General features: G+C 60.5%; 5 protein-coding genes. 1 reads left to right on the top strand and 4 read right to left on the bottom strand.

The features are described from left to right. Window positions 1–1088: 1088 nt before the first annotated feature. The 4 genes from ICJ04_RS18490 to ICJ04_RS07980 all read right to left on the bottom strand — a co-directional run bounded on the left by ICJ04_RS18490 (window position 1089) and on the right by ICJ04_RS07980 (window position 12701). A complete protein-coding gene (locus tag ICJ04_RS18490; RefSeq protein WP_188326975.1) occupies window positions 1089–8375 on the bottom strand; it encodes a calcium-binding protein in 7287 nt (2428 codons plus the stop codon). A gap of 195 nt (window positions 8376–8570) precedes the next feature. Continuing rightward, window positions 8571–9083 (bottom strand): transporter, encoded by a 513-nt coding sequence (locus ICJ04_RS07990; RefSeq protein WP_223203011.1) that lies wholly within the window; start codon window positions 9081–9083, stop codon window positions 8571–8573. Window positions 9084–9117: 34 nt separating this feature from the next. Continuing rightward, window positions 9118–10539: an HlyD family type I secretion periplasmic adaptor subunit gene (locus tag ICJ04_RS07985; RefSeq protein ID WP_188326974.1), complete on the bottom strand. Its 1422-nt coding sequence runs from the start codon at window positions 10537–10539 to the stop codon at window positions 9118–9120. Next, window positions 10536–12701, bottom strand: a complete 2166-nt coding sequence (locus ICJ04_RS07980; protein ID WP_188326973.1) for a type I secretion system permease/ATPase — start codon at window positions 12699–12701, stop codon at window positions 10536–10538. The genes ICJ04_RS07985 and ICJ04_RS07980 overlap by 4 nt, the downstream gene beginning before the upstream one ends. A 374-nt stretch (window positions 12702–13075) precedes the next feature. On the opposite strand from ICJ04_RS07980, the gene ICJ04_RS07975 reads away from it, so the two are divergent. After that, window positions 13076–14953: an AAA family ATPase gene (locus ICJ04_RS07975; protein ID WP_223203010.1), complete on the top strand. Its 1878-nt coding sequence runs from the start codon at window positions 13076–13078 to the stop codon at window positions 14951–14953. Window position 14954: the final 1 nt, after the last annotated feature.

The following is a 14954-nucleotide window of genomic DNA, read 5'->3' as shown; positions in this document are numbered from 1 at the left end:
CAAGCTTGTCCGATTGGCACTATCGGACACGAGTGCGCCGCTACAGGGCCGAAGGCGTTGATAAATAGAGCCTTGCGACTGCCGCCCAGCAGCTGGCGCCGCGCTAGCGCTAGCGCTAGGAGCAACCGCTTCCTAAGTTCCTGCAGGACGGCCTGCTGCTCCGACGCGGGCAGGCGCGTGAACTCTTGAATCAACTCAGCGAGTTCATCGGTCTCAGTCAGAGATATGCCACAGACACCCCAAGCGCCTGCGCAGGCTTCTGGGCGATCTCGCTATGGCAATCGTGTACGGCGCGTTCGCATCTGTTGATTCGGACCGCGGCCACATCCTCTGGCAGCCCATGCCACTCCTAAGGCCTTTTGACTGCGGCCGTTCGCTTGCCGATGCTCCTTCAAGCGAGCGGCGAAGACGGCACGGACAGTGGGAGCTTCTGGAGCATTCATGCTTTCAAGGATGAACGTAAGCTACGTTCACCGTTTCCAATACCTGACAATTGGAAACTACAGGCGGAACGCATCTCTAATCGCGTGCCAAGCGCCGGCGGGCTGCCCAGCCATATCGATGAGCGAGAGGGCCAAGCCCACAGCCGTGAGCAATGTACCAAGCCCTTACTTGGATGCTCTTACACAGCCCCACTCATCAAGAAATGCCAAGTAGACCATGAAAATTGCATTCATCCGTGCGCCTGGATCGCGGCCCATATCGACTGGCTGGGACCTGACGTACGCGGTAATTACCGCTACAGCAACGGACAGAAACAACAACAGGGCGGTTAACTTGTTAGCCAAGAACAGCTCAAGCTAAGTCTTGCCTCGTTTTTTCTCATCAGCTTTCTGGATTTCTTCTTCCATCACGTCATCCTTGGCAGATGTTCGGAATAGTATCTTAGCCCCCGTAGCCATCTAGCCAAACTTTGGCAGGTGCTTTTGATGACTGAGGTGTAGGTATGGCAGAGCGCATAACGTGATAGCTGCGCGGGAGAGCGCCCCATTCTCACCGACGTGCCTTTCCGACCGCACGAAGCCGCGAGTGATCTGGGGGGCGACCAGTAAGCCGCCCCCAGACCCCGTGTATCTCTGTATCTAACCTTAGAGAACGTGCGTGGCCAAGCGCTCCCCTCGGGGCAGCTCGCCAGCTCCCCAGAATGACGAGCCGGCGATGTCGCCCACAGCACTGTGGCCGTCCGTCATACCTGTAGACGCCGCCTGGAATGTGCTCATGGCACCGATGAGAAGATTCAGTTCAGCGCTTCCTGAGACCTGCCCGGCCCCGACTCCATTCTCAACTCGTCCGGCTTGGGATGCGGACACTGAATTGGCGGAAGACAACGGAGTCAGCTGGCTGGCGATACTGCTTGCAGAGATGGCGTTACCACCATCACCGGGTTGCACGAAGCCAATTGCGAACTCGCCGCCTTGGAAGTGACGCAGCACGCGCATTTGCTGGGCTGCACTGCCATCAACGCGGACGACCAGGTCGTCCCCGTCGCGATGGTAGGACAGGCGGTTGCGGCTGATGGCATCGAAGTACAACCAATCGGTGCCGCCACCCGTATTATCGACTGTGTCCGCACCCGATCCCTCGGCATAGAAGTAGGTATCGTTGCCGGCACCGCCGAACAGCTGATCATTTCCATCTTCGCCCACCAGCTGGTCGTCGCCAGCACCCCCGATGAGGATGTCCTTACCCGATCCACTGAAGCTGCCGTTGCCACCGGACAAGTAGTCGTTGCCATCGCCGCCTTCCAGCTTGTCGTCGCCTCCCATCCCAAACAGCGTATCGGCCCCGGCGAGGCCCTTGATCAGATCTCGCCCGCTCGTCCCCACCAACTGCTCAGCACTAGCGGTGCCGTTGATTTTGGACGGATAGTCGCTGTCGTTCCCGGCACCCGGCGTACCGCCGCCGTCGTTGCCGCCGCCTCCGTTGTTACCCACCAACGCATTGATTGCCGCAGTGTTGAGCGCCGAACCGCTCGCGGGTTGCAGGTAGTCCAACGACATGTCGCCGCCCAGGAAGTGGCCGGTCACGGTAACGCGCTGGTTGCTGTTGCCGTTGACGGTGATGACCAGGTTGTCGCCGTCTCGGGTAAACCCAAGCTGCGCCGCAGTGATGCCGTTCTGGAAGAACAACCATTCGGTACCGCCGCCAGTGTTGTCGATGACGTCGACACCACCGCCGTAGATGTACTGGTCGTCACCACTGCCCCCGATCAGCACATTGCTGCCGTCCTGTCCGCGCAGTGAGTCATTGCCCGCGCCGCCTTCGAGTCGGTCGTTGCCGGAACCTGCCGCACTGCCATTACCCCCAGCCAGCGAATCGTTGCCGTCACCACCACGCAGGGTGTCATCACCGGCCATGCCGAACAACGTGTCATTGCCGCCGAAGCCCTCCAGCAGATCCTTGCCCGTGCTGCCTACCAGCTGCTCGCCTGCGGCAGTGCCCTGAATGACCTGGTCGAAGCCGGTACCGCCGCCAGCCACGATCTGGTTGATCTGCGCCGTAGTGAGGTATGAGCCCCCATCGGGTTGCACGTAGTCAATAGCCGCATCACCACCGAGGAAGTGGTTGGCCACGCGGACGCTGGGTGTCGCTGCGTTGTCCAGGATGATCAAGAGATCATTGCCGTCCCGGCTGAACGAGATCCGCTCACGGGTAACGCCGCTGTTGAAGAAGACGCCGTCGAAGCCGCCTCCGGTGTTGTCCACACGATCAAAGCCGCTTGTGGCGTCGAACACGTACTTATCATCGCCAGTACCGCCAATCAGCGTGTCATTGCCGGCGCCACCCACGATGGTGTCGCTCCCACCCATGCCGTTCATGACATTGCCTTGCGCATTGCCGGCCAGATAGTTGTCCAGTGCATTGCCAGTGCCGTTGATGACCCCAGCGCCGCTCAGGAACAGGTTCTCAATATTCTCCGACAAGACATACGATGCTGTGGTCTGCACTTGGTCCTTGCCGGCGCCGAGCGCCTCCACAACGACATCTCCGCTGTCATCAGTGATGTAGACGTCATCGCCCAATCCCCCTTCAAGACGGTCTGTCCCCTCTCCACCATCGAGATAGTCGCTCCCAGCCCCACCGTACAGTTGGTCGGTGCCTGTACCTCCGAAGAGGGAGTCGTTTCCATCCAGGCCATACAGAAGATCGTCACCATCCCAGCCGCCCAGTGTATTGGCCGCTGAGTTGCCCGTGATCGTGTTGTCCAACCCATTGCCGTTCCCGGTCTGGATACCGACGGCCAGGATGAGATTCTCAACCTCGTCAGCAAGCACCAAATTGGTCTCGTAGCGTCGTTCGACGGTGTCGACACCTTCGCCAGCGTACTCGTGGATCCAATCGGCGCTGCTTTCGTTGATGAAGTAGTCATCCCCCAGGCCGCCGTACATTTGGTCGCCACCGGCGCCGCCATCTAGGCGGTTGTTGCCGGCATTACCCACTAGCTGGTTGTCACCGTCATTGCCGGTGCCATTGATGTTGCCGATACCGGTCAGTACAAGTTCTTCCAATGTGGTGCCCAGCACGTAATCGATACTCGATTCGACAGTGTCGCGCCCCTCATCGGCCAGCTCGACCACAAGATCGCCTGCCTGGTCGACCACGTAGGTATCGTCACCAAGGCCGCCTAGCATACGATCTGCACCGGCCCCGCCGTCCAGCCGGTTACTGTTGCTATTGCCGATCAGCTCGTTGTCGCTCTGGTTCCCGATCGCGACAACGGCGCTGCTGCCTTCCACCTGGATCAGTCGCTCGATGTTGGCCGACAGTGTGTAATCGCTGCTGGCGTGGACACTGTCCGTCCCCTCGCCAGCCAGTTCGAAGACAACGTCCTCACTAGTATCGATCCGGTACTCATCATCGCCGACACCACCAGCGAGCAAGTCGATGCCTTGCCCTCCGTCCAACAGGTCGTTGCCCGCGCTACCTTCCAACTCGTCATTCCCGCCCATCCCGAATAGACGATCATTTCCATAACCACCATCGAGACGGTTACCGGCATCGTTCCCGCTCAGCGTGTTTGCGCCGCTGTTGCCGCTGCCATTAATCGATTCCCACCCCGCAAGCACCAGATCTTCGACGTTATCGGATAGCACGTGGTCGATAGCGGCCAGCACTGTGTCGTGCCCACCGACAGCCGCTTCCACGACCGTATCCCCAGCGTCGCCGACAACATAGTAGTCGTCACCGTCACCACCGATTGCCCTATCCGCGCCCTGGCCGCCGTCAAGCCGATCGGCACCGGCGCCGCCAAGAAGCTCATCGTTGCCGGCGCCACCGAATAGCTGATCATCGCCTGCATCGCCATGCACTGCATCATCGCCGTCTTCGGCGTGGATCACATCGTCGCCCGCCTGCCCATGGATCAGGTTGGCCAGGCTGTTGCCGATAATTGTGTCATCAGCTGACGTTGCGCGAAGTACTTCCGCGTCCAGCCCCGACGCGTCCACCTGCAAGGCAGGGCCCGTGCCGGCGATTACGCGCAATCCGGTTGTCGCCAGCCCCGTGATCGGGTCGAACATGCCCTCGAGTCGGATCTCGTCCCCCTCGGTACCGGCGTAACGCAGCACCAGACTGGTGCCGTCGCGGCGCATGACAACCTCGGACGCGGTGACGCCTTGCAGGCGCAGGGTGCTGAGCCCAGCAAGGTCGGAGATCGTGTCACGACCATCACCCCGTGCGAATACGTATTCGTCATCGCCCTCGCCACCTTCCATTCGATCATCGCCGGCGCCGCCAGTCAGGACGTCATTGCCCGATCCGCCCAACATCTCGTCGATATCCGCACCACCTGATAGCACGTCGTCACCTTGGTCGCCGGCCATCCAGTCTCGACCGTCGCCTCCGTCCAGTATGTCGACGCCGCTGCCTCCATAGAGCGCGTCCATGCCGGCGCCGCCGCTCAGCGTGTCCGAACCCTCGCCACCGGTCAGGGTATCGTTGCCGTCCTCTCCCAGGACGATGTCATCGCCTTCCTCACCCTGCAGCAGATCGTCGCCCTCGCCCCCGGAAAGCTGGTCATTGCCGATGCCGCCGCGAATGTCGTCGTGACCGGCCAGGCCGGCCAGCGTGTCATTGCCATCGTAGCCCTGCAGCGCGTCATCGCCAGCCGTCGCCTGCTGCACCATCGACTTCACTGCGTCGACGTTCCAGACGACGCTGTCGGCGAAGCGGATCTCGTCGATCCGCGTCGCGCCAGAGCCGTTTCCGATGAAGTAGCCGGATACGACCACGAGATCGCCGTTGTTGCCGACTGCAAGATGAAGGTCGTCGCCACTGCGGGTCGCGATTACGTCGCCCGGGGCGATGCCGGAAAGGAACTGCACGGCATCCACGCGCCCCTGACCGTCATCATAGTTGTTGATCACGTCACGACCGAAGCCGACCCCGAACACATAGACGTCGTTGCCATCGCCCCCCTGAAGCACGTCATTACCGGTGCCGCCCTCCAAGCGATCCGCGCCTGCGCCACCATCAAGATGATCGTCGCCCTCCCCGCCGGATAGGAAGTCCACGCCCTCGCCGCCGGACAGCCGGTCGTTTCCGGCGTCGCCAGTGAGCTGATCGTTGCCGTCATCGCCGTTCAGCCGGTCAGCCCCTCCCCCGCCCGACAGGGTGTCGTTGCCACCGCGGCCACTTAACCATTCATTGCCGTCGCCGCCGTTGATGACATCGTCCGTGTCGTACCCATAAAGGTCATCCACCCCTGGCACCGGCACGAGCACCTTCGCCTTCACATCTGCGATCGTCCACGACGTGCCATCGGCAAAGCGAATCTGGTCCAGTCGATAGGCACTACTGCCGTCGTCGCGGAAATAGTTCTGGATGTCGATGCGGTCGTCAGTCCCTGCGATCTGGATGCACAGGTAGTCGCCACTGCGCCAGACCTTAAGGTCCGACGGTGCGATGCCCGCACCGATTTCCAAAACGTCCAGGCGATCAACTGCGGTATCGTAGTTGTGAATCCGATCGTGGCCGGCCCCGCGAGCGAAGACGTAGCGGTCACTGCCCCATCCGCCGTCCAGGTAGTCATCCCCGGCTCCGCCGTCAAGGCGATCGTCGCCGCTGCCACCATGCAGGGAATCCGCTCCGCTTCCACCGAAGAGCTTGTCGGCACCATCCCCGCCTTCAAGCGCATCATCGCCTCCGCCGGCATGGAGGATATCGATGCCTGTACCGCCGTCCAGCTGATCTTGCTGCGAGCCCCCATAGAGCGTGTCATCTCCGTCCTGCCCGTACACCACGTTGCGCCCTTGGCCCGCGAACACGATATCGTTACCGGCCCCTGCCAGGATCTGCTCGCTGACATCCGGCGCATCCGCGCCCAGAACGGTGTCCGCCTCGGCACCACCAGTGCCGTGCCGCAACCCGACCGAAAGCAGCGCGGCGTTGAAGGCGGCATCCTGAGTATTGTCGGCCACCCAGCTACGCAGCATTGCCTCGCTTTCGGTCCACATCGCCCCCTGCACCTGGCGGGGCATGGCGCGCACCAGCTCGACCAGATCAAGGGCCGCATTGGTCCGGTCGATGGCATAGCGATCGAGCAGAAGTGCGTTCACCGGTGAGAAATCCACCACAGTGGTTCCTGCATCGGTGTCGATGGTCAGGGTCACGTTATTGATATAGGCCCGAAGGCGGGTCTGGACCGCCAGCTCGGCGTAGCTGCTCTCCAAGAAAGCGTCGTACACACGCCCGTAATTGTTCAGGTTTGCCGTACCCCAAAATACGGCGCTGATCGGCAGCATGCCCAGCACCGCCTCCGCAACCCGGACCTTGCGTGTGTATGCATCATCCAGTTTCTCGGGGTCGCCCCAGACCATCACCTCGTTCGGACGTAGTCGCACCACATTGGCAGAGCTTTCGTCATAGCGGCCGCCTCCCATGTGCAGATCGATGCGATCGTCACTGAACTTAGGATTGGTCTTTGCCCATTGGTAGAGAACCTCATCCATCAGTCCTCGCTGAGCTTCACGCGTGGTGGCAGCGGCGAATGCCTGGATCGCCTGTAACAGGGCTGGCGAGAGTGCAGCCGCTTCACGCAGATCACGCAGCAACCCCATGCCCTTTAGATCTGGCAGTGCAAAGAGTTCCTCCGGAATGGTTACATGGTCTGAGAAGTCGCTGTGGATCGTGTCAGCATCGAAGTTGAAATCCTGCATGATATGGGTGGCTTCCACGCCGTTGGCGTCGACCCGCGTGAACGTACTGCTGGCGATCAGGTTTCCGCCCGCAACGTCGTCACTCGCTGGTCCATTGCCGAGGAACTGCGTCTTCAGGCGATTGATGCCCAACTGCGACAGCGTCATCAACTCCGACGACTCGCTGATGCCGTTGCCATTGCGGTCCTGCCAGATCTGCAGTGAAGCGAATGCAGCGTCGGCCGCGTCAAGAAAACCATCTTGGTTCGTGTCCAGATCGGCCAAGGCCTCCATGCCCGTAAGCGCAAGGTTTCCGTTGCGCAGGCGCGTCTGGTCACCGAAAAGCTCGCGCCCGGTTTCAATGGCACCCGAACCATCCAAATCCCGAACCAGCATGCCATCCTCGGCACCGATCCAGCCCGTGGCCGTGCGAATGCCGTCACCGTTGTAATCAAACAGCGGACCGGACCAGTTGCCATCCGCGATGGTGGTCACCACTCCATCGCCATTTAGGTCCAGGCCAATCGGGTCGTAGCGCTCGATGCGGTAGTCGTCGCCTCGAATGGCGTCGCCAAGCCGCGACAACGCGTCCTGGATCGGTCCATTGACTTCGTCCCAGATCTTTCCCCCAAGGTATCCGCCAAGGACTGCGGCAAGCCCCACCGCAATGGTTACAGGCAGCCCGATGGTCAGGCCAAATGCGCCGGCAAGGGCGAGAGCGGCGAAGCCAAAAGCCTCTGCCATGAGCAGGCTGCTTCCGGCCTTGCCCAAGTCGCTCCAGTTCTGATCGGCCACCGCACTTGCCATCTGGAATGCATCGAACGCGGGCCCCAGCAGTTCGCCGGCCGCGCGCCCGGCCGGGCTGTTTCCAAACGACCCGAGATCGCTGAGCGCCTTCTGCTGCATGTTGCCCATGAAGCTGCTCAGCTGGTCTTGGGTCTTGATGCTCTGCGTGACCATACTGTCGGCCATCGCATTGTAGTGATTCGCCAGATTCTGATAGGTCTGGGAGAAACTCAGGTTCGGGTTGTTGGCGTAGCGCTGCGCATTGAGATCGGCATAGCGTGCATTGGCCTGAATGCCGCTCTGGAGCCCGTTGATCTTCGCTTCGAATGCCGTCTTGCCGTTCTGGATGGCCAGATCGTAGCCTTGTTCGTACGCATCGTAGAAGCCGCCGATGAAATTATTCATGTGTCCTGCGAATTCACCAGCACCCTGTTGAATCTGCTCGATCGTCATTGTTGTCGTTGCCACTGGAACACTCCTTTGTTGTGGTGAATCGATCGTACAATTCGTCGTGCCCGCGCCGCGCAGGCAGGGCGGAGTCGCAGTCGGTCATGCAATTCTTGGTGGGGCGGGTATGCGCCGCCTCAATTAGCTGGCACTTCCCCCCCCTGTGCGCACGTCCGTGGCGGCCAAGCCACGCATCTACCGCTACCGCAGAACAACCTTGGGCACGCCGCAGAAAAGCATCCATGCGGCCAGGGCTGCGCCGTAGCCGAGTACTCCACCAACCAGCGCCGTGCCAAGTACATTTCCCGAAAGGAGGTGATAGAGGCTCTGTCCCCGAAGTGCGGCGCTGGGACCCCACTCAAGAACGATAACCGGTAGCACGATGAGGCCGATGCAGATCAAAGCGCCCGCGCTTGCGACAAATACCCGGGTGGACAGGCTATTGTCCGGCGGCTTGAACCCGGACAGCGCACGGCGCATACGAAGAAAAAGCAGGGGCACGGACACCAGGTACATCAGAGCCACGTACACCCATGCACGCGCGTCATCAGCGCGCTCATCTTCTATCAGCTGCTTGACCATCGGCAGGCGGTGGATCGCTTCTGCGGCCAGCGCAAGGCATGCGCTAAGCCACATGGCCATCTTGAACAAACGAGAAACCTGTTGCCATTGTTCGTCCCGCTGTTGCTGATCTGGATTCATGCCTTCGAACATGCCCGCTTTCCCAAGTAGTTGTAGTGCCCGGAGCTCAGCGCTCGCGCAGCGATTCTGTAGTATGTTGCTGCAATGGGCTCAGCAGGTAGTCGATCACCCGCCGCTTGCCGGTCTTGATCTCGGCGCTGAGGTTCATGCCGGCGCTCAAGCGAACGCTGACCCCATCGATCTGCAGCACGGACCTGTCCAGCTTCACCCGTACTGGAAACACCAAGCCAAGCTTTTCGTCCTGCATTGCATCGTGAGACACACTGACCACCTTGCCGGTCAAGTAGCCATAGCGGGTATAGGGGAAACTCTCTACCTTGACCGTCACGGCCTGCCCGGTCCGGACGAAGCCGATGTCTTTGTTGAGGATGGCGGCTTCCACCTCCAACGCCTCCTCACTGGGCACTACGGCCAGCAGTGGCTGCGCCGGAGTCACAACGCCGCCAACGGTATGTACCGCCAGCTGCTGCACGGTACCGGCAACTGGGGCGCGCAGGGTCATCTGGTGGTCGCGCCGGCCGCTACGTGACACTTCGGGGGCCATCTGCCCGATCTGTTCCTGCGCCGCGCGCAGGCCGTCCAGGGTCTGCTGGCGGAAATCGGTGACCAGCACTCGGAGCTCCTCCTCGGCGGCCAGCAGGGCCGAGCGCACTTCCTGCACACGGTTGCGCTGGGTGGCCAGGTCGCTTTCGCCGGCGATGCGTTCCTGCTCACGCAGCAGGTAGTCGTGCCGGCCTACGTAATTCCCATCGAGCAAGCCGCGATAGTCGTCGGCGCGCAGCTTGGAGATGCGTGCCGATTCCTCCAGCGGCTGCACTGCGGCCAGGGTAGTGGCAAGCTCCGCGCGGCGCTGGGCAATCATCGCTTGCAGGCTGTGGCGGCGCGCCTCCAGCGCCTCATACTGGCTACGCGCCAAGGCCTGTTCGTCCTCTACCCGGGCCGAGGGAAGGTCTACCTCCGCACTGACCTGCGGGGCGCTATCGGTGTCTAGTGCGACCCCCAGGGCGCGCAGGCGCAGAGCGGTCATGCGCGCGTTGAGCAGCGCATCGCCGGCCTTTGCGACGTCGGCACCGGTGGCCGTGGCATCCAGGGTGATTAGCACTTGGCCGGCTTGGACGGCTTGGCCATCGCGCACTAGGATCTGCCGTATCACGCCAACTTCCGCCGGCTGCACCACCTTGGTCCGTGAATCCACCACGGTCTTGCCCGGCGCGACCGCCACGATATCCAACTTACCGAGGGTCGCCCAGCTTATGGCCACAATGAACATGCCGATGATGATTCGCATGGTCCACCGCGCCGTCGGCGATGTCGGCGTTTCGATTAGTTCCAAATGGGCGGGCAAGAAGGCACGCTCGTCGTCGCCGCGAGGCGGCGGGTCCATCTCTCGCCTCGCCTTCCACGCCGCACCGAACACCGTACGGTAACGCTTAATGAAGTCACCGATGCCATCGCGGATGTGCTTCATGCAATGCCCTGCTGCAATCGGTACAAGTGGGCGTAGTGCCCCCCGGGTCGCATAACCAACTCGTCATGCGTCCCGCTCTCAACGATCTGTCCCTTTTCCACCACCACGATCCGATTGGCGTGGCGGACCGTGGACAGGCGATGGGCAATGATCAGCACCGTGCGCCCCTTGCAGATCGAACGCATATTGCTCATCACCGCATGTTCGGACTCGTAATCGAGCGCACTGGTGGCTTCATCGAGGATGAGGATCCTCGGATCGGTGATCAAAGCTCGCGCGATCGCGATGCGCTGGCGCTGGCCGCCCGACAGCCCAGTTCCATGTTCGCCCACCTTAGTGTCATAGCCTTCGGGCAGTGCTGCGATGAACTCATGCGCGCCGGCCAGTGTGGCAGCCTGGATCACCCGATCCAAAGGCATGCCCGGGTCACTTAACGCGATGTTCTCCCGGACGCTGCGGTTGAAGAGAAAGTTCTCTTGCAGCACAACACCGAGTTGGCGGCGCAGCCAAGCCGGATCAGCCAATGCCAAGTCCTGCCCATCAACCAGCACGCGGCCGCGTTCGGGGGTGTAGAGACGTTGCACCAGCTTAGTCAGCGTGCTCTTGCCGGAGCCGGAACGCCCAACGATGCCGATGACTTCCCCCGCGCCGATGTCGAGCTCGATCCCCGAGAGCACCTCGGGGGCATCGGGGCGGTAGCGGAACGCTACCCGCTCGAATGTAACGCGGCCCTTGATCGGTGGAAGTGCAAGGCGGCTGCCCGGCAGCTCGGTCCGGGTATTGAGGATATCGCCCAAGCGTTCAACGGAAATGCCCACCTGCTGGAAGTCCTGCCACAGCTGCGCCAGGCGAATAATGGGAGCTGACACTTGGCCAGACAGCATGTTGAACGCAATCAGCTGGCCCAGGCTCAGCTTGCCATCGATGACCATCTTCGCGCCCCAGAAAAGTATCGCCACGCTGACGAGCTTCTGCACCAGCTGCACGCCCTGCTGGCCCACGGTTGCTACCTTGGTTACCCCAAAGCCGGCACTCACATAACCAGCGAGCTGGTTGTCCCACGTGCGGGTCACGCGTGGGTCAACAGCCATCGCTTTGACGGTGCTGATACCGCTGACGGTTTCCACCAAGAACGACTGGTTGTCGGCGCCACGTGCGAACTTCTCGTTGAGGCGCTTTCGTAGCACAGGTGTGATGCCTGCCGAGATGAGCGCATATAGCGGCAGCGACAACACGACGATCAGGGTCAGCCAGCCGCTGTAGTAGAACATCACCGCGAGAAACACCACGGTAAAGAACAGGTCCAGGACCGAGGTCAGCGCCTGCCCCGTCAGGAAGTTACGGATGTTCTCAAGCTCGCGGACCCGCGCGATGGTATCCCCTACCCTGCGCGACTCGAAATAGGCCAGTGGCAAAGCCAGCATGTGCCGGAACAGGCGTGCGCCGAGTTCCACGTCGATCTTGCTGGTCGTGTGCGCGAACACGTAAGTCCGCAGCCCGCTAAGCACTACGTCGAACACGGCGATCGACACTAGGCCGATGGCGATTACGTCCAGCGTTGTTAGTCCGCGATGCACGAGGACTTTGTCCATCACCACTTGATAGAACAGCGGCGTAACCAGCGCCAGCAGCTGGATGAAGAAGGAGACGATGAATACCTCCATCAGCAATTTCCGGTATTTGACTACCGCTGGGATGAACCAACTGAAATCAAAACGGGCCAGATCACCCAACACAGAAGCACGAGAGGCCACCTGCAAGATTCGGCCAGCGTAACGCTGCGTTAGCTGTTCAAACGATATGGTCTGCGGTCGCTTGGTGCGCAGGTCGTGGATCAAGACCTGTTCACCGTTGATCCGCGCCAGAATGAACGCGTCGTCTTCCGCGCCAAACACTAGAGCGGGCAGGTTCGCCATTGCCAGCCGATCCAAGGAAAGCTTGTTGATCTTGGCCTTCAGGCCCAACCGCCGTGCGAGCAACACAAGCATGGTGTCATCCACACGCGCATCATCTGACGCACATTCGTGCGCCAACTGGCCGGCATCCGCTGCAATTCCATGAAACTGAGCGAGCAGGACCAGCCCGCGTAACGCCAGGCTAATCTCTTCACCCTCGACCACCCCATCACCCACGACCGACAGCGCCGCATTTCCGTGTGACATGTCATCCCTGTAGCGCGCTTCACAGTGAGCGCGCGTGTCCCCGTCGCGGAGATTGAGTGCGGCGAGTGCTGTTGTCAATAGTCCTTCAAACGACCGCCACCACAGCCTCATAGAATGCGGCGCGGACCGTAACCTGCTCAAATTCCGTCCGGGACATAATTCAGTCCCATTCGACAGTGTTCCAAGCTGGAGAGGGCCGACTACGATTTGGGTGACCGCCCGAGCCACGTTGCCGCACATCCCGCTCGCCACTTTCGCCGCACCTCCCTACCCGCTAAAGTCGGTGGGAATCACCCCACGACCAGGACGACTCACGTAATGATATTCGGGCCGTCAGTCCGCATTTTGGCCTAGCACTGCCGGAAGGAGTACAAGTGCACATTGACTTCATTGAAGTGGCGAATTTTCGAAAACTACTTGCCACAAGGATAGATATTGCGAAGGAATCGACAGTCTTTGTAGGCGCCAACAATAGCGGAAAGACATCTGCGATGGTTGCCATGCGACGCTTCCTCGTTGATCAGCGCGACTTCAACATCAACGATTTTACGCTGAGCCATTGGCCGGCCATCAACGAGCTGGGGAGCGCTTGGGAGACAGAATCGGAGGATGGTGAGCCCACAGACTTCGACTGGGGCTCGATCTCGCCGTCGCTAGATGTCTGGTTGCAAGTTCCTGACAACCAACTTCATTACGTCCAAGGGATCCTTCCAACGCTGGATTGGGACGGCAGCGCCATCGGCGTCCGCCTTCGATACGAACCCAGGAACGCTGACGACTTTAAGCGTGAGTATCTCAACGCAAGATCTGCCACAAAAAGCGTGATGGCCGCAGCCTCAGGCCCGGACGACAGTGATGATCCCTTTTCACTGTGGCCGAAGTCGATGATTGAGTTCCTTTCACGACGACTTCGATCGACGTTTGAGGTCAAGGCCTATCTGCTGGATCCAGCGCTGTTGGATGACCCAGATGACGGGTGTGCGAATCCGCAGCCCCTGCCCGTCGACAGTGAACCGCTTAAAGGAGACCCGTTCAAAGGACTGATACGCATCGACGAGATCAGCGCGCAGCGTGGACTCGGATGGGCCGCGTCCAGCAGCACCAGCGACGACGACTTGGATGCAGAGACTGTGCGTTTGGGGAAAAAGCTCTCTACTCAGCTCCGCGGCTACTACTCACAACATCTGGACCCCTTCGACCAACCTGAAGAAAAGGACCTGAAGGCGCTTCAGGCCTTACACCAAGCTCGGGTGGCCTTCGGCAAGCAGCTTTCAGACTCCTTCGAGTCAGCGCTTAAGGAGCTCGAAACTGTGGGCTATCCGGGCTTGACCGACCCAAAGCTGCGCCTCGCTGCGGACCTGCGCCCCCTGGATGCTCTGAACCATGGGTCTGCTGTGCACTATGAGGTCCCCACGCATCTGGCGGAGGTAGGTTTTTCCAATCGTTTACCTGAGGACTCCAACGGACTGGGCTACCAGAACCTGGTTTCGATGGTGTTCGCGCTGATGAGCTTCCGCGACAGGTGGATGCGAGTCGGCAAGGCGTCGAAACAAGCATGGGCGGCAGACGACAACATCCCCCCGCTCCACTTAGTCCTGGTGGAAGAGCCAGAAGCCCATCTCCACGCTCAGGTTCAACAGGTTTTCATCGCCCACGCCTACGCGGTGCTCCGAAAGCATGAGAGCTTAGGCGACTCCAGCGAATTTCATACCCAAATGGTGGTCAGCACTCACTCAAGCCATCTGGCACACGAAGCTGACTTCACTTCCTTACGTTATTTCCGCCGCATGCCGGTCAAGGCGGTGAAGGGCTCCGTCCCCGTTTCTCAGGTTGTCAATCTCTCTAAGATCTTTGGCACTGATGACGACACGACCCGCTTTGTGAAGCGTTACCTAAAGATCACACATTGCGATCTCTTCTTCGCCGATGGTGCGATCCTCGTTGAGGGACCTGCAGAGCGGATAGTGGTCCCCCACATGGTGCAATGTCGCGAACCCTACGCTTATCTCAGGCATCGATACCTCACCTGGTTGGAAATCGGGGGCAGCCACGCTCATCGCCTTCGCCCTCTTCTCACCAAACTGGGCCTCAACACCCTGATAGTGACGGACCTGGATGCAAAGACGGCCGACGGCTCTAAGGCAGTTCCGGCGCGATCCGCGGGGCAGTCGTCGAGGAACCAAACGATAAAAACTTGGGCTCCCAAGGAAGAGTCCATTGACCTATTGCTCGATATGCCAGAGGCATCCTGAT

Source organism: Stenotrophomonas sp. 169 (assembly GCF_014621775.1).
GTDB lineage: Bacteria > Pseudomonadota > Gammaproteobacteria > Xanthomonadales > Xanthomonadaceae > Stenotrophomonas.
Note: the sequence above shows the minus strand (reverse complement) of the source record. Positions and strands in the feature narration are given on the sequence as shown.